The sequence below is a fragment of the uncultured Methylibium sp. genome (genome assembly GCF_902826655.1).
GTDB lineage: Bacteria > Pseudomonadota > Gammaproteobacteria > Burkholderiales > Burkholderiaceae_C > Methylibium.
Map to the genome: position 1 here is coordinate 117,778 of NZ_CADEFR010000001.1, position 14,750 is coordinate 132,527.

Here is a 14,750-nt window from a genome sequence, read left to right on the forward strand (position 1 = left end):
TCCGATTATCGACGGCCGAACGCAGGGCTGCGCGCTACAGTGCCTGACCGATGGCCTGAAGCACCCCGATGGACGCACTCCTGCTGGCCCGAGCGCAGTTCGCCGCCAACATCACCTTCCACATCCTGTTCCCGACGATCACGATCGCCCTGGGCTGGCTGCTGCTGTTCATGCGCTGGCGCTGGCTGCGCACGCAGGACGGCGCCTGGCTCGCCGCCTATCGCTTCTGGACCAAGGTGTTCGCGCTGTCCTTCGCGCTCGGCGTGGTCAGCGGCATCACGATGAGCTTCCAGTTCGGCACCAACTGGCCCGGCTTCATGGAGAAGGCCGGCAACATCGCCGGGCCGCTGCTGGGCTACGAGGTGCTGACCGCGTTCTTCCTGGAGGCCGGCTTCCTGGGGATCATGCTGTTCGGGCACGGTCGCGTCAGCGAGCGCGTGCACCTGATGGCGACCTTCTTCGTCGCCTTCGGCACCACCGTCAGCGCGTTCTGGATCCTGGTCCTCAACTCCTGGATGCAGACGCCGGCGGGCCACGAGATCGTCGACGGCGTCTTCCACGTCAAGGACTGGGTCGAGGTGCTCTTCAACCCGTCCTTCCCCTACCGCTTCGCGCACATGCTGCTGGCCTCGGCCCTGACCTGCTCCTTCCTGCTGGCGGGCCTGTCGGCCTGGCAGCTGCTGCGCGGCAAGGCCGAGCGCTCGGCTCCCCGGGTGCTGCGCCTCGGCCTGACGGTGGCGGCGGTCCTGATCCCGGTGCAGATCTTCGTCGGCGACATGCACGGCCTCAACACGCTGGAGCACCAGCCCCAGAAGATCGCCGCGATGGAAGGCGTGTGGCACACCGAGAAGGGCGCCCCGCTGCTGCTGTTCGCCTGGCCCGACGGCGAGGCGCGCAAGAACCACTTCGAGGTCGCCATCCCCAAGATGGCCAGCTTCATCCTCACGCACGACTTCGACGGCGAGATCAAGGGTCTCAACGAGTTCCCCGGCGCGCACCCGCCGGTCGCGCCGGTGTTCTGGGCCTTCCGCGTGATGGTCGGCATGGGCATGCTGATGCTCGCGGTCAGCTGGGTCGGCTGGTTCCTCGGGCGCCGTGCCGGCTGGCGACCGGAACGCCTGCCGCCGGCGATGCTGTGGGTGCTGGCCGGCATGAGCTTCTCGGGCTGGGTCGCCACGGTGGCCGGCTGGTACGTCACCGAGATCGGCCGCCAGCCCTTCATCGTCTACGGCCTGCTGCGCACCGCCGACGTCGCGGCGACCACGGTGCCGTCGCCGATGATCGCGTTGAGCTTCGCGCTCTACCTGACGCTCTACATCGCGCTGATCTTCGCCTACGTGACGGTGCTCAAGTACATGGCCGAGAAGCCCGAGGACGTGCTGCAGCCGAATGCGGTCGAGGCCGCGCAGGCCCATGCGGCCGGCGTGCTGGCCGGGGAGGAAAGCGCATGACGACCCGGGAGCAGGCATGAGCTTCGACGCCGCGCTGCCGGTGATCTTCATGGCCCTGATGGGGCTGTCGATGCTGATCTACGTGATCAGCGACGGCTACGACCTCGGCGTCGGCCTGCTGATGCACCGCGCCACACCCGAGGAGAAGGACGTGCTGATCGCCTCGATCGGCCCGTTCTGGGATGCCAACGAAACCTGGCTCGTGCTGGGCGTCGGCATCCTGCTGGTGGCCTTCCCCAAGGCCCATGGCCTGGTGCTGACGCAGCTCTACCTGCCGGTGACGCTGATGCTGATCGGTCTGATCCTGCGCGGCGTGGCCTTCGACTTCCGCGTCAAGGCCAAGTCGGGCGCCAAGCCGATGTGGGACCGGCTCTTCTTCGCCGGCTCGATGCTGGCTTCGCTGTCGCAGGGCTGGATGCTGGGCCGCTACATCAGCGGCTTCGGCGACGACGGCTGGAACTATCCGGTCTTCGCCGCGGCCATCGCGCTGGCGCTGCCGGCGGCCTACGCGCTGCTCGGCGCGGCCTGGCTCATCATGAAGACCGAGGGCGCGCTGCAGGAAAAGGCCGTGCACTGGGCCAGGACGGCCTGGGCGCCGGTGGTGGTCGGCATGCTGCTGATCTCGCTCGCCACGCCGTGGATCAGCGAGACCGTGCGCGAGCGCTGGTTCACGCTGCCGGCGTTCATCGCGCTGATGGTGATCCCGCTGGCGACCGGCATCGCGCTGGTCGTCACGCGCGTGGTCCTCGACAAGGCCATCGTGCGCGGCGCGCTGTGCTGGCTGCCCTTCGTGCTGCTGGTCGCGGTGTTCTGCCTCGGCTTCGTCGGCCTGGCCTACAGCATCTATCCCTACGTGGTGATCGACCGGCTGACGATCTGGCAAGCCGCCAGCAGCCCGGCCGCGCTGAAGGTGATCCTCGTCGGCGTGTGCATCTCGGTGCCCGCGATTGCGGCCTACACCGTGTTTTCGTACCGGGTGTTCTGGGGCAAGGCGACGGAATTGCGCTACGGCTGACGATCCGGCCCCCGCGGCGGCTCTATGCTGGCCGCCATGACGCAACCCCGGCCGGGCTGGCCGACCTTCCTGGCGTTGCCGCTGCTGCACTTCCTCAGCGTCAAGCTGACCTTCCTGTGCGCCTACTCGCCCGAGAACGAGGTGGTGGTCTGGCTGCCCAACGCGGTGCTGCTGGCCGCCTTGCTGCACTACCGCGGGCAGCGTGGCTGGCTGCTGGCGACGCTGACCTTCAGTTCCGACCTCGTCGCCAACCTGCCGGTGTTCCCGGCTCGGCAGGCCGCCTTGCTGAGCCTCATCAACGTGGCCGAGGTGACGCTGACCTACCTGCTGATGCGACGCGCCGGCGTGTCGCCCGGGCTCGAGCGCATCCAGGACCTGGGCAAGTTCGTCGTCAGCGGCCCGCTGATCGGCGCGCTGTGCGGCGGCTTGCTGGCGGGCACCGTGTTGCGGACGCTCGATGGCGTCAGCGCGCCGTACCCGACGCTGGTCTTGCTGTGGTGGTTCGGTGACGGCCTGGGACTGCTGATCTACACGCCGCTGCTGCTGGCCCTGGTGCAGCCGGCGCGTGAAACCGTGCGCCTGCGCTGGCAGGACGGCGCGGTCCTGCTGTTCACGGTCGCCCTGGCCTGGCTGATCCTGTCGGGCCAGGCAGAGAAGCTGGGCGGCGTGTCGCTCACGCCCAACCTGCTGCTGCCCTCGGTGCTGTACATGGCGGTCCGCTTCGGCACGCGCTGGACCTCGCTGGCGGTGGCGCTGATCTCGCTGGCGACGGCCAGGGCCCAGACCACCGGCCACCAGCCCTTCGGCGACGCGCCTCCGCACGAACTGATCCTGCGCACCCAGGAGTTCATCCTGACGCTCAGCATCGTCGGCATGGGCTTTGCCGTGCTGTTGAGCGAACAGCGGGCGCTGACGCGCGGCCTCGAGGACAAGGTCCGCGAGCGCACCCAGAAGCTGGAGGAATCGAACAGCAAGCTCGGCGCCCTGAGCGCTACCGACGGCCTGACCGGCATCGCCAACCGCCGGCGTTTCGACGAGTTCCTGTCCAGCGAATGGAGTCATGCAAGGCAGAGCGGCCAGTCGCTGGCACTGGCGCTGCTCGATGTGGATCTGTTCAAGAAGTACAACGACCACTACGGCCACCAGGCCGGGGACGACTGCCTGCGCCTCGTCGCCCAGGTGCTCAACGCCAACGTGCGCCGCGCCGGAGACCTGGTGGCACGCTACGGCGGCGAGGAGTTCGCGCTGGTCGCGGTGGCCGCCGACGAGCCCAGCGCACTCGCCATGTCCCACAACATCTGTCAGGCGATCCAGGACCTGGGGCAGGCGCATGTCCTGTCGCCGTTCGGTGTCGTCACGGCCAGCATCGGCGTGGCGGTACTGACGCCGGCGCCGGGCGACGAGGACTCGCACGAAGCCCTGATCCGCCAGGCCGACCAGGCGCTGTACCAGGCCAAGGCACGCGGTCGCAATCAGGTGGTGCTGGCCGGCGCCCCGAGCGCCTGAGCCGCGGTCTGCGACCTCAGTGGGTGCACAGCAATATGATGGTCGTCATACTCGTGCTAGACTTCGGGCATGGATCGTGAACCCAGCCGCAAGCAAGTCACCCACGACCGCATCGTGGAGACGGCGGCGCGGGCGATCCGCCGGGGCGGCTTTGCCGGCGTCGGCGTGGCCGACATCATGAAGGAGGCCGGACTCACGCACGGCGGCTTCTACGCCCACTTCGCGTCCCGCGACGCGCTGTTGTGCGAAGCGCTCGAGCGTGCGGGCACGGACAGCGCCGCCCGCGTCGTGACGGCCGTCGCCGCTCGTCAGGCGCGCGGCGCCAGCGCCCTGCGTGCGCTGGTGGAGCAGTACCTGTCGGAAAGTCACCTCGTCTCGACGGAGAACGGCTGCCCGGTCGCCGCGCTGGCGTCGGAGATGCCGCGCCAGTCCCGCGAGGTCGGCCAGGTGGCTGCGGGGCGCGTGCGTGGCCTGATCGCCGCGGTGCAGCGCGCACTGCCCGCGGATGCTGCTGGCGACAGTGCCGCGGTCATCGCGAGCCAGATGGTCGGCGCGCTGCAACTGGCGCGCGCCCTCGGCCCCAACGCCGAAGGCAAGGCCCTGCTGGCCGCCACGCGCCGCGCCCTGCTGGCGCAGCACGACGCCCCTCCGGACCGCTGAGTCATGCACCGCCGCGCCGCCCCGAGCGGCCCGCTTTCGCCGTCCATGATTATGATGTTCGTCATATCAAGGACTCTCGCGGTACCACCGCAACCCTGTTCCCAAGGATCCGAACCATGAAGCTCGACAACGCCACCGTCCTGATCACCGGCGCCAACCGCGGCATCGGCCTGGCCTTCGCCCGCGAGGCGCTCGCCCGCGGCGCGCGCAAGGTCTACGCGGCCGCCCGCGACCCGGCCAGCGTGCGGCTCGAGGGTGTCGAAGCCCTGCGGCTCGACGTCACGCGCCCCGACGACGTGGCGGCTGCGGCGCAGCGCTGCCGCGACGTGACGCTGCTGATCAACAACGCCGGCATCGCCCGGGTCGGCGGCTTCCTCGCCGAAGGCAGCATCGACGCAGCCCGCGAGCAGCTCGAGACCAACTTCTTCGGCCCCTTGCGGCTGAGCCAGGCCTTCGCGCCGGTGCTGGCCGCGCATGGCGGCGGCGCCATCCTCAACGTGCTGTCGATCGCGAGCTGGATCAACTCGCCGCTGCTGGCGACCTACGGTGCGACCAAGTCGGCCGCCTGGTCGCTGACCAACGGCCTGCGCCATGAACTGCGCGCCCAGGGCACCCAGGTGCTCGGCATGCACATGGGCTTTGTCGACACCGACCTCACGCGCGGCATCGACATGCCCAAGACCACGGCCGACGACGTGGTCCGCCGCGCGCTGGATGCCCTCGAGGCCGGCGCCGAGGAGGTGCTGGCCGACGAGATCACCCAGCAGGTCAAGCGCGGGCTGTCGGCCGATCCGGGCGTCTACCTGCAAACGATCGCACGCTAGGTCTTGCGGCCGCCACGCCATGAACGCCGCCACCCAGCAGATGCTGCACGGGCCGTTGCTGCCGACCCTGTTCCGGCTCGCCACGCCCAACGTCATCGGCCTGTTCGCCACGACCCTGGTGATCGGCTACGACGGCTACATCCTCGGGCGCCTGGGCGCCGAGGCGCTGGCCGGCGTCGCGCTCGTGCTGCCCTTGTCGATGCTGATGCTGCAGATGTCGGCCGGCGGCATCGGCGGGGCGACCACGGCCGCCGTCGCGCGCGCCCTGGGTGCCGGCCGGCGCGACGAGGCGGACCGGCTGGCGCAGCACGCCTTGCTGATCGCGGGGGTGATGGCCGTGCTGTTCACGATCGTGCTGCTGGGGTTCGGGTCCGTGGTCTACGCGGCGATGGGCGGTCGGGGCGCGGCGCTGTCGGACGCGCTGGGCTATTCGAACCTGCTGTTCGGCGGAGCCATCGTGATCTGGCTGACCAACGTGCTGGCCGCCATCGTGCGAGGTGCCGGCAACATGTTGCTGCCGTCGCTGATGCTGGTGGCCACTGCTGCGGTGCACGTCGTGCTGTGCCCGCTGCTGGTGTTCGGCTGGGGGCCGCTGACCGGGCTCGGCGCGACCGGCGCGGCCGCCAGCACACTGGCGGCCAATGGCGTGGCCGCGCTGGTCATGGTGGCTCACCTGCTGCGGCGCAGCGGCGCGGTGCACCTGGGGCGCGCGCCGTGGCGGCTGCGCACGGCGCTGCTGCGCGACATCCTGCGCGTCGGCCTGCCGGCCTCGCTGAGCCCGGTCCTCAGCAACGCGTCCATCGCAGCGGCCACGGCCCTGGTCGGCAGCTACGGCGTCGCGGCGCTGGCGGGCTACGGCATCGCGGCCCGGCTCGAGTACATCCTGGTGCCGATCGCCTTCGGCTTCGGGAGTGCACTCACGGCACTGGTCGCCACCAACATGGGCGCCGGCCAGCCCGGGCGCGCGCTGCGCGCCACGTGGAGCGGCGGCGCCGTGGTCGCGGCCGTCACCGGGCTCATCGGTATCGCGAGTGCGCTCGTGCCGACGGCGTGGCTGGGGCTGTTCACCGCCGACGCCGCCGTCATCGACTTCGGCGCGGACTACCTCAACATCGTCGGCGCCTGCTACGGCTTCTTCGGCCTCGGGCTTGCGCTCTTCTTCGCGTCGCAGGGCGCCGGTCGCATGGTCTGGCCGCTCGTCGGCAGCACGGCGCGGCTGTTGATCGTCGCCGTCGGCGGCTGGATCGGCGTGCACCTGCTGCACATGCCGGCCACCGGCCTCTTCGTCGTCGTGGCGCTCAGCCTCGTCGTCTACGGCGGCACGATCGCCGGCGCGATCCGGCTCGGAAGCTGGTCGAGATGAGGCCGGCGCTCACCCGCCGCCGCGCTGCATGTAGAGGTCGAAGTAGCGCATGAAGCGCATGCGTGCCTCGTCGGACAGCTGCTCGAAGCCGAATTCGACCTCGAGCCGCGGCATGCTCATCAGTGCGATGCGCCGCGGCGGCAGCGGCCGCCAACGCAGCACCAGCGCGCCACCGTCGATCGCGATGGCGGCACGGCGCTCGCCGATCTCGATCGGATGGCCGTTGCAGGCCCCGGCCAGGCGCCCCAGCCACTCCGCTTCGGTCCCGCCGGTGTCGCGCGTGAAGCGCGCCGGGTAGTCGGGCTGCATGGGCTGACCCCTAGCCGCCTGCGATCGGCGGCCAGATCGCCAGCACGTCGCCTTCGACGAAGGTGTGCGTCGCCCGATCGGCCGGCGCGATGTAGTGGCCGTTGACCAGCACCAGGTGCACCAGCTTCATCGGCAGCCCGTAGGGCGCGATCACGTCGGCGATCGTGGCCTCGGGCGCGATGTCGAGTTCGACCCGGTTGCCGCTGCGGGCCTCGGGCGGCAGGTAGTCGGTGAGCGTCGCGTAGAGCTTGAAGGCGATCTTCATGCCGGCATGATGGCGCAGACCGCCTCAGCGCGCGCGCGCATGCGTCTGTGCCCACTGCTGCTGGGCCTGCCCCTGCGCGATGTAGGCCTCGGCCAGCCGGGTCGGATCGGCCAGCAGCTTGTCACGCCACTCGCCGAGCCGCACCTTGCCTTCGACCAGGCCGCGCATCACGCCCACGTGCTCGGTCCAGCCGATGCTGTTGCAGCCGACCAGCTTCTCGTTGTCGAACTGCAGGCTCAGGTGCCTGAAGCCGTCGCGGTCGGTCAGCTCGACGTGCTGCCCGCCCGCCACGCCCTGCCAGTCGCCGAAGCTGGCCGAGATCAGGCCCAGCGTGTCCAGCACGTTGATCTGCGTCACGCGCTTGAGCTCGGCGCCGCGCTCCAGCATGTTGAGCGCCGCGACGGCCGCCTGGTCGGCGGCATTGGGCTGGATCGCGCTGATGACGCGCTGCCGCGTCGCCAGGTCGAAGGCCTCGGCACAGTCGCCCGCGGCAAAGATGCCGGCGACATTGGTCTGCAGGCATTCGTCGGCCAGCACGCCCTGGTTGCACTCGATGCCCGAATCCTTCAGGAAGGCGACGTTGGGCTTGACGCCGGTGGCGCTGATCACCAGATCGGCTTCGATCGTCTGGCCGTTGGACAGCCGCACGCGCATCGCACTGCCGCCCGCAGAAGACGGGGCCGCCGGCGCCGCGGCCGGCGCACTGTCGCCCATGCCGAAGAAGCTGGCGACCTTGTTCAGCAGGCCGCCCGAGGCCGGTGCCGGCGCCGCCGCGGCGGCACGCGTCGCTCCGGCCGCCTCGATCGCCTCGACCTTGGTGCCGGTGAAGACACGCACGCCCTTCTTCTCGCACCAGGCCTTGATCATGTTGCCAGCGGTCGGGCCCATCATGCGCGGCACCATGCGGTCGCCCATCTCCACCACCGTGAGCTGCACGCCGCGCGCGGCCAGCGCCTCCATGATGATGCAGCCGATGAAGCCGGCGCCCATCTGCAGGACCTTCGCGCCGGGCCTGGCCAGCTGCTCGATGTGGCGCGCGTTCTCCAGCGTCCAGCACGGGTGCACGCCGGGCAGGTCCATGCCGGGGATCGGCGGCCGCACGGGTTGCGAGCCGGTGGCGATCAGCAGCTTGTCGAAGCCGAGGATGCTGCCGTTGTCCAGGGTCACCGTGCGGCGCGCCGCATCGACCGCCGTCGCACGCCGTTGCAGCAGCTGGATGTTCAGCTTGACGCACTGGTCGGGATCGCGCCGCAGGTAGGTGCCGCTTTCCTTGACGTTGCCCACCAGCAGGTAGGGAATCGCCATGCGCGAGTACGGCGGCTCGGGTTCGTCGCCGACGACGGTGATGCTGTCGTAGGGCGCGTGCTTGCGGATCGTTTCGGCCGCGATGATGCCGGCCGGGCCGGCGCCCAGGATGATGTGTCTCATGTGTCTGTCTCCACCAAATGCGAAGGGCGGAACAAGTCGCCTCGTCCGCCCTTGTCCCTCTCGGGAACGATCAAGTCACAAGCCGAGCCTCGTGCGAGTCTCGGGCTTGAGCTGGCCGTTCGCGTCCCAGCCGCGGATCTCGTAGTACTTCGGCAGCATCTCCGGTAGCTTGTTGACCAGGCCCTTGGCCGGGCCGGTCTTGGCCGGCTCGGTCAGCAGGCGCTTGGGCAGCGTGTCGTCCTTGGCGCTGAAGCCGGCCTTGTTGTTGAAGTCGCGCTCCATGTTCCAGATGCGCTCGCCGATCTCGTTCAGCTTCTCGAGCGTGAACTCGTCGCCGCAAGCCGCCGCGACCTGCGGCTGCACGTCGGCCAGACCCCAGGCGAAGCTGGTGAAGATGCAGATGCCGGCCGAGTCGAAGGCCGCGGTCGCATCCTGGAAAGCCTTGACGAGGTCCGGCTTGCCTTCGGCCGCCAGCGGGTCGGTCTTGACGGGGATGCCCAGCACTTCGGACGCGACCGTGTAGCCGCGCAGGTGGCAGGCGCCGCGGTTGGACGTGGCATAGGCCAGGCCCATGCCCTGGATGCCGCGCGAGTCGTAGGCCGGGAACTCCTGGCCCTTGACGCTCATCGACAGGTCGGGGTGGCCGTACTTCTTGGTCAGCCGCGCCGAGCCCTGGCCGATCTCCTTGCCGAAGCCCTCGCCCTTGGCGGTGATCTCGGCAAAGTGCACCAGGGCACGCGCCGACCCGAAGGGCGCGTCGGTGCCCAGCTGCTCCTTGGTCAGCACGCCCATCTCGAAGAGCTCCATCACCGCGCCGATGGTCGCGCCGAAGGAGATCGGGTCCATGCCGTGCTCGTTGCACAGCACGTTGGCGTACTGCAGCGCGTCGAGATCGTTGACGCCGTTGGCATTGCCCAGCGCCCAGGCCGCTTCGTACTCGAGGCCGCCCGAGGCGCCCCAGTACTGCGGCTTGTTCTCGACCGAGAAGTGACCCTGGTCGATCTTCTGGATGCGGCCGCAGGCGATGGTGCAGCCGAAGCAGGCCTGGTTGGTGACCAGCGGCTTCTTGCCGTCGGTCTTGCGCGGCGTGGCCATGGCCTCGGCCGAGATGTCCTTCGCGCCTTCGAACTGCACGTCGCGGTGGTTGCGCGTCGGCGATGCACCGATCTCGTTGATCACGTTCATCAGCACCTGGGTGCCGTAGGTCGGCAGGCCCTGGCCGGTGACGGCGTTGTCGGCGAGGATCTTCTTCTTCTCGAAGGTCACCTTCATGAACTCCTTGGGGTCGGCGACATTGCCCACGCCCTTGGTGCCGCGCACCGCGATCGCCTTCAGGTTCTTGCTGCCCATCACGGCGCCCACGCCCGAGCGGCCGGCCGCCCGGTGCAGGTCGTTGACGACGGCGGCGTACAGCACGAGGTTCTCGCCGGCGCCACCGATGCTCGACACGCGGGTCAGCGGGTCCTGGTGCTGCTTCTTGATGATCTCCTCGGTCTGCCAGACGGTCTTGCCCCAGAGGTGGGCAGCGTCGCGCAACTCCACCTTGTCGTCCTCGATCGACAGGTAGACCGGCTTGGGCGACTTGCCCTCGAAGATCACCATGTCCCAGCCGGCGAACTTGAGCTCGGCGCCCCAGTAGCCGCCCGAGTTGGAGCAGGCGATGGCGCCCGTCAGCGGTCCCTTGGTCACGACCGTGTAGCGCCCGCCCGTGGACGCCATCGTGCCGGTCAGCGGGCCGGTGGCCCAGATCACCTTGTTGTCGGGCGACAGCGGATCGACCTTGGGATCGATCTCCTCCACCAGGTATTTCGAAGCCAGGCCGCGCGAGCCGAGATAGCTGCGAGCCCATTCCATCTTCAGCGGCTCGGACGTGACCGTGCCCTTGGTGAGGTTGACGCGAAGGATTTTTCCAGCCCAGGACATCTTGATCTCCTTACGCCGCAGCGGGTTGGTTGCCGAGCTTGTCGGCCCAGGCGGCCATCTTGTTCAGCCCCGTCCAGTTGGCGTCGACGTAGGTGATCGCGCCGGTCGGGCAGGCCTCGGCACAGGCCGGCTCGCCGCCGCACAGGTCACACTTCTGGACCTTGCCGGTCTCCTGCACGTAGTTCACCGTGCCGAACGGGCAGGCGATGGTGCAGACCTTGCAGCCGACGCAGGTCGTCTCGTTGACGACCTTGGCACCGGTCAGGTGGTCGATCGTGATCGCCTCCACCGGGCAGGCGTGCAGGCACCAGGCCTCGTCGCACTGCGTGCAGGTGTAGGGCACCTTGCGGCCGGTATGGTGGAAGTCGAACACCTTGATGCGCGACTTGCTGGGCGCGTAGGTGGCGTAGTTCTCGAAGGAACAGGCCATTTCGCACTGCAGGCACCCGGTGCACTTCTCCGGGTCGAGGTGGAGGGTCTTCTGCATGGCTCGCTGTCTCCGCTGGCGTTGTGAAGATGACTCGGGCGCCCGACGGCCGCCACCAGCCCGCCATAGGAACCACGATGCCTATGTTCTGGACTCGGCAGCGCCGTTCATATCCGGGGATAACCCTGATCTGGCACGGTACAAAGCGCTGCGCCGGCCGATGACGCCGTTCCCACCCCGCAGGCGGGAGCATGTTCCAGCGCGGCGCAGGATGCTGACGGCAAGCCCGTTCCGGCGTGCGGGCCTTGCTGCGAAATTGAACAGCACTTCCATATCTTCTAGCATCCGCCCTTCCACAATGGCTCGCGGACCGCATCCAGGTCTGCCGTGCCTCCGTACCACCGGCAGGCCTCACAAGAAGACCGAAGAAGACCGGGACAAGCCGCCGCGGCGGCATGAAAGGACCCAGGATGTCCAGCCAGAGCGTGCAACCCGCCCCGTCCGCCGGACGTCGGCGCCGCGACGAATCGATGGAGCGTCCGATTGCCAGCGCCCTGCCGCTGGACGGCGAGCACGTGCTGTCGATCAACGAGTCGCACGAGCGTTGCGCTGCACTGGGCCTGAGCCGCATCGGCGCACCCGACTACACCCCCGTGGGCCGGGCCGACTTCAGCCTGATCCGCGAACGCAACCGGCGCCTCTTCACCCACGCCGCGCCGGTGATGGAGCTGCTCTACGGTCAGGTGGTGCGCACGCAGAGCATGGTGGTGCTGACCGATGCGCAGGGCACGATCCTGCATTCGCTCGGCGACGAGGACTTCCTCGAGAAGGCCGGCAAGGTGGCGCTGGCGCCGGGCGTGAACTGGGCCGAGTGCAACAAGGGCACCAACGGCATGGGCACCGCACTGGTCGACGAGACCGCGGTGCTGGTGCATGCCGATGAGCACTTCATGCACGCGAACCACTTCCTGACCTGCCAGGCCGCGCCCATCCTCGACCCGCGCGGCAACATCCTCGGCGTGCTCGACGTCTCCGGCGACCGCCGCGGCTACCACCCGCACACGATGGGCCTGGTGAAGATGTCGGCCCGCATGATCGAGAACCACTGGCTGAACGACGACTTCAGCGACTCGCTGCGCCTGCACTTCCACCCGCGCATGGAGTTCATCGGCACGCTGATGGAGGGCATCCTCGCGGTCGACCGCGACGGCCGCATCCTCGGTGCCAACCGCAGCGCGCTCGACCTGCTGGGCCTGTCGGGCGCGGCGCTGCGCATGCACACCGTGACCAGCCTGCTGTCGACGCCGATGGGGGCCATCGTCGACCGCGGTCGCTCCCTGCTGGTCGCGCCGATGCGCATGGCGCTGCCCAGCGGCCAGTCCATCCACGTCCAGGCCCGCTGCAACTGGCCGCTGTGGCAGGGCGGCTGGACGGCCGTCAGCGACGCGCCGGCCGGCGCGATGCCGGCCGCCCCCGAGCTGGTCGGCAAGGCCGTCGACGCGGGCACACCGACGTCGCCCCTCGTCGCCGAGGCCACTGCACCGAAGGCCCCGACCCCCACCTTCGCGCGACTGCTGTGCGGCGACCCGCAGGTCGAGACCGTGATCGGCAAGCTGCGCCGCGTGCTCAACCGCGACATCCCGGTGCTGATCCTCGGCGAGGCCGGCAGCGGCAAGGAGATGCTGGCGCGCGCGATCCACGCCGAGTCGCGGCGCGCCGCGCGGCCCTTCGTGTCGGTGCAGTGCGCGTCGACCGCCGAGGCCCAGCTCGAGGCCGAGCTGTTCGGCTACGCCGAGGGGGCCTTCCCCGGCACGCGGCGCCAGGGCGCCGTCGGCAAGCTGGTGCAGGCCTCCGGCGGCACGCTCTTCCTCGACGAGGTCGGTGGCCTGCCGTCGGGCCTGCAGGCCCGGCTGCTGCGCGTGCTGCAGGAGCGCCAGGTGACGCCGCTCGGCGCGATGCAGCCGGTCGACATCGACGTCGCGCTGGTCGCCGCCACCGACCGCAACCCGCGCGAGCTGATCGACAGCCACTGCATCCGCGAGGATCTCTACTACCGGCTCAACGGACTGGCGGTCAAGCTGCCGCCGCTGCGCGAGCGCTCCGACCTGATGGCGCTGGTGCGCCGGCTGCTGTCCGAGGAGTCGCCGCATCGTGACCTCGGCCTGGTGCCCGAGGTCGAGACCCTGCTGCAGCGCTACGACTGGCCCGGCAACCTGCGCCAGCTGGCCAACGTGCTGCACACCGCCGCGGTCATGGCCGCCGGCGAGAGCCTGATCACGCGCGAGCACCTGTCCGACGACTTCCTCGAGGAAGCGCTGCAACGCGCCGGCGCGGAGATCGGTGCCGTCGCCGCATCCGAAGCCGCGGTGGTCAGCCGCGCCGCGGTCGGCGCCACCACCGGCGCGACGCTCGAGGAACTGGAGCGCGAGATGATCCGCCAGGCGGTCGAGGCCGCCGACGGCAACATCTCGGTCGCGTCCAAGCGGCTGGGCATCAGCCGCAACACGATCTATCGCAAGCTGCGCTGGCGCGCGCCGGAGTAGGCCGCCACCTCGGCCGCCCAGTCGCGCGCGGCCGCGGCCAGCGCGGGCGCCAGCAAGGGGTCGCTCATGCGGTGCCCCGCGCCACGCACGGCGAGCGCACACGCACCGGGAAGCCGCGCGACCAGTGCGTGCGCCACGGCCGGATCGCAGGTGGCATCGGCCTCGCCCCACACCACGCTCACCGGTGGGTCGCCCGGCGACCACGCCAGCGCCTCCTCGTCACCACCCCAGCCACCCAGCGCGTAGTGCGCGTGCACACGCCAGCCGGCGCGCATCGCCGGGGTCGCGGCCGGCAGGCGCGCTGCCTCGAAGCGCGCCGCGGCCCGCGCGACAAGGCCCCCGGGCTGCGACTGCAGGTCGTCGTAGGCCGACCAGGCCCGGGCGACGCGCTCGTCGTCGATGCCACTCGGCGTTAACCCTGAGCCAACGCGGCGCGCCGCTGTCGCGCCATGAAACAGCGCCTCGGCCGCGTCGGCGACGGCCTCGCCCAGCCACGCCCGCCCGTCCGCGCCCAGCCAGCGCCGCCAGGGCGCGATGTAGCGCCGCGTCTCGGCTTCGGTGCCGGTGAACGGGCTCCGCAGGAACAGCCCGTCGACCCGCTGCGGCCACCGGCTCGCATAGGCCAGCGCCACGCGCGCGCCCCATGACCCGCCGGCCAGCGCCCAGCGCGCCAGGCCCAGGCGCTCGCGCAGGCGCTCCATGTCGGCCAGCAGCGCGGGCAGCTCGTTGTGCGCGGTCTCGCCCGGCGGCGTGCTGCGCCCGCAGCCCCGCTGGTCCAGCACGATCCAGCGCACCGCCAGGCCTGCGAACCAGCGTGTCGGCTCGATGCGGCTGGCACCGCCCGGCCCGCCGTGCACGACCAGCACCGGCAGGCCCTGCGGATCGCCGCCTTCGGCCCACCAGACGCGATGCCCGTCGCATTCCTCCAGCCAGTCGCCCGGCGGCAGGCCCGGGGCCGGCTCTGGCGAGGTTCGCGAGGCGTCGCTCATGGTTTTCTTCACAGGGTCTGTGCGGGGTTGCGGCGACCTGCTCGCGT

13 protein-coding genes are annotated in these 14,750 nt (G+C 70.1%); 7 read left to right on the forward strand and 6 right to left on the reverse strand.

Translation table 11 applies throughout. The annotated features are described in order from the left end of the window. The first annotated feature begins 68 nt into the window (after positions 1 to 68). The 6 genes from QZV97_RS00615 to QZV97_RS00640 all read left to right on the forward strand — a co-directional run bounded on the left by QZV97_RS00615 (position 69) and on the right by QZV97_RS00640 (position 6,819). A complete protein-coding gene (locus tag QZV97_RS00615) occupies positions 69 to 1,451 on the forward strand; it encodes a cytochrome ubiquinol oxidase subunit I (protein WP_295636659.1) in 1,383 nt (460 codons plus the stop codon). Between the two features lie 16 nt (positions 1,452 to 1,467). Next, positions 1,468 to 2,466, forward strand: coding sequence for a cytochrome d ubiquinol oxidase subunit II (locus QZV97_RS00620; protein ID WP_295636663.1), 999 nt, complete (start codon positions 1,468 to 1,470; stop codon positions 2,464 to 2,466). Between the two features lie 36 nt (positions 2,467 to 2,502). Beyond that, entirely contained in the window at positions 2,503 to 3,972 is a 1,470-nt protein-coding gene (locus tag QZV97_RS00625) for a diguanylate cyclase (protein WP_295636667.1), read from the forward strand. A gap of 69 nt (positions 3,973 to 4,041) precedes the next feature. After that, positions 4,042 to 4,632, forward strand: coding sequence for a TetR/AcrR family transcriptional regulator (locus tag QZV97_RS00630; protein ID WP_295636670.1), 591 nt, complete (start codon positions 4,042 to 4,044; stop codon positions 4,630 to 4,632). 116 nt (positions 4,633 to 4,748) lie between these two features. Next, positions 4,749 to 5,456, forward strand: a complete 708-nt coding sequence (locus tag QZV97_RS00635) for an SDR family oxidoreductase (RefSeq protein WP_295636673.1) — start codon at positions 4,749 to 4,751, stop codon at positions 5,454 to 5,456. A 19-nt stretch (positions 5,457 to 5,475) separates the two neighbouring features. Further along, positions 5,476 to 6,819, forward strand: a complete 1,344-nt coding sequence (locus QZV97_RS00640) for an MATE family efflux transporter (protein WP_295636678.1) — start codon at positions 5,476 to 5,478, stop codon at positions 6,817 to 6,819. Positions 6,820 to 6,828: 9 nt separating this feature from the next. Here the strand turns inward: QZV97_RS00640 and QZV97_RS00645 are convergent, their stop codons facing one another. From QZV97_RS00645 to QZV97_RS00665, 5 genes are all read right to left on the reverse strand, one after another. Next, positions 6,829 to 7,128 (reverse strand): hypothetical protein, encoded by a 300-nt coding sequence (locus QZV97_RS00645; protein WP_295636681.1) that lies wholly within the window; start codon positions 7,126 to 7,128, stop codon positions 6,829 to 6,831. Positions 7,129 to 7,138: 10 nt separating this feature from the next. Then, complete coding sequence (locus QZV97_RS00650; RefSeq protein WP_295636684.1) at positions 7,139 to 7,393, reverse strand: MoaD/ThiS family protein; 255 nt, start codon at positions 7,391 to 7,393, stop codon at positions 7,139 to 7,141. Between the two features lie 24 nt (positions 7,394 to 7,417). Further along, positions 7,418 to 8,821 carry an FAD-dependent oxidoreductase gene (locus QZV97_RS00655; protein WP_295636689.1) on the reverse strand — a complete coding sequence of 468 codons (1,404 nt, stop codon included), beginning with the start codon at positions 8,819 to 8,821 and terminating at the stop codon, positions 7,418 to 7,420. 75 nt (positions 8,822 to 8,896) lie between these two features. Continuing rightward, on the reverse strand, positions 8,897 to 10,744 hold the full coding sequence (locus QZV97_RS00660) for an aldehyde ferredoxin oxidoreductase family protein (protein WP_295636692.1): 1,848 nt from the start codon (positions 10,742 to 10,744) through the stop codon (positions 8,897 to 8,899). A 10-nt stretch (positions 10,745 to 10,754) separates the two neighbouring features. Next, positions 10,755 to 11,231 (reverse strand): 4Fe-4S dicluster domain-containing protein, encoded by a 477-nt coding sequence (locus tag QZV97_RS00665; RefSeq protein WP_295636696.1) that lies wholly within the window; start codon positions 11,229 to 11,231, stop codon positions 10,755 to 10,757. 470 nt (positions 11,232 to 11,701) lie between these two features. On the opposite strand from QZV97_RS00665, the gene QZV97_RS00670 reads away from it, so the two are divergent. After that, entirely contained in the window at positions 11,702 to 13,714 is a 2,013-nt protein-coding gene (locus QZV97_RS00670; RefSeq protein ID WP_295636699.1) for a sigma-54-dependent Fis family transcriptional regulator, read from the forward strand. Here QZV97_RS00670 and QZV97_RS00675 read toward each other — a convergent pair. Continuing rightward, a complete protein-coding gene (locus QZV97_RS00675; protein WP_295636702.1) occupies positions 13,681 to 14,703 on the reverse strand; it encodes an alpha/beta fold hydrolase in 1,023 nt (340 codons plus the stop codon). The genes QZV97_RS00670 and QZV97_RS00675 overlap by 34 nt on opposite strands. Between the last annotated feature and the right edge of the window lie 47 nt (positions 14,704 to 14,750).

Excerpts from the sequence above, each read along its gene's own strand:
- QZV97_RS00615 (WP_295636659.1), top strand. The coding sequence starts at position 69 with ATGGACGCACTCCTGCTGGCCCGAGCGCAGTTCGCCGCCAACATCACC.
- QZV97_RS00620 (WP_295636663.1), top strand. The coding sequence starts at position 1,468 with ATGAGCTTCGACGCCGCGCTGCCGGTGATCTTCATGGCCCTGATGGGG.
- QZV97_RS00625 (WP_295636667.1), top strand. The coding sequence starts at position 2,503 with ATGACGCAACCCCGGCCGGGCTGGCCGACCTTCCTGGCGTTGCCGCTG.
- QZV97_RS00630 (WP_295636670.1), top strand. The coding sequence starts at position 4,042 with ATGGATCGTGAACCCAGCCGCAAGCAAGTCACCCACGACCGCATCGTG.
- QZV97_RS00635 (WP_295636673.1), top strand. The coding sequence starts at position 4,749 with ATGAAGCTCGACAACGCCACCGTCCTGATCACCGGCGCCAACCGCGGC.
- QZV97_RS00640 (WP_295636678.1), top strand. The coding sequence starts at position 5,476 with ATGAACGCCGCCACCCAGCAGATGCTGCACGGGCCGTTGCTGCCGACC.
- QZV97_RS00645 (WP_295636681.1), bottom strand. The coding sequence starts at position 7,128 with ATGCAGCCCGACTACCCGGCGCGCTTCACGCGCGACACCGGCGGGACC.
- QZV97_RS00650 (WP_295636684.1), bottom strand. The coding sequence starts at position 7,393 with ATGAAGATCGCCTTCAAGCTCTACGCGACGCTCACCGACTACCTGCCG.
- QZV97_RS00655 (WP_295636689.1), bottom strand. The coding sequence starts at position 8,821 with ATGAGACACATCATCCTGGGCGCCGGCCCGGCCGGCATCATCGCGGCC.
- QZV97_RS00660 (WP_295636692.1), bottom strand. The coding sequence starts at position 10,744 with ATGTCCTGGGCTGGAAAAATCCTTCGCGTCAACCTCACCAAGGGCACG.
- QZV97_RS00665 (WP_295636696.1), bottom strand. The coding sequence starts at position 11,231 with ATGCAGAAGACCCTCCACCTCGACCCGGAGAAGTGCACCGGGTGCCTG.
- QZV97_RS00670 (WP_295636699.1), top strand. The coding sequence starts at position 11,702 with ATGGAGCGTCCGATTGCCAGCGCCCTGCCGCTGGACGGCGAGCACGTG.
- QZV97_RS00675 (WP_295636702.1), bottom strand. The coding sequence starts at position 14,703 with ATGAGCGACGCCTCGCGAACCTCGCCAGAGCCGGCCCCGGGCCTGCCG.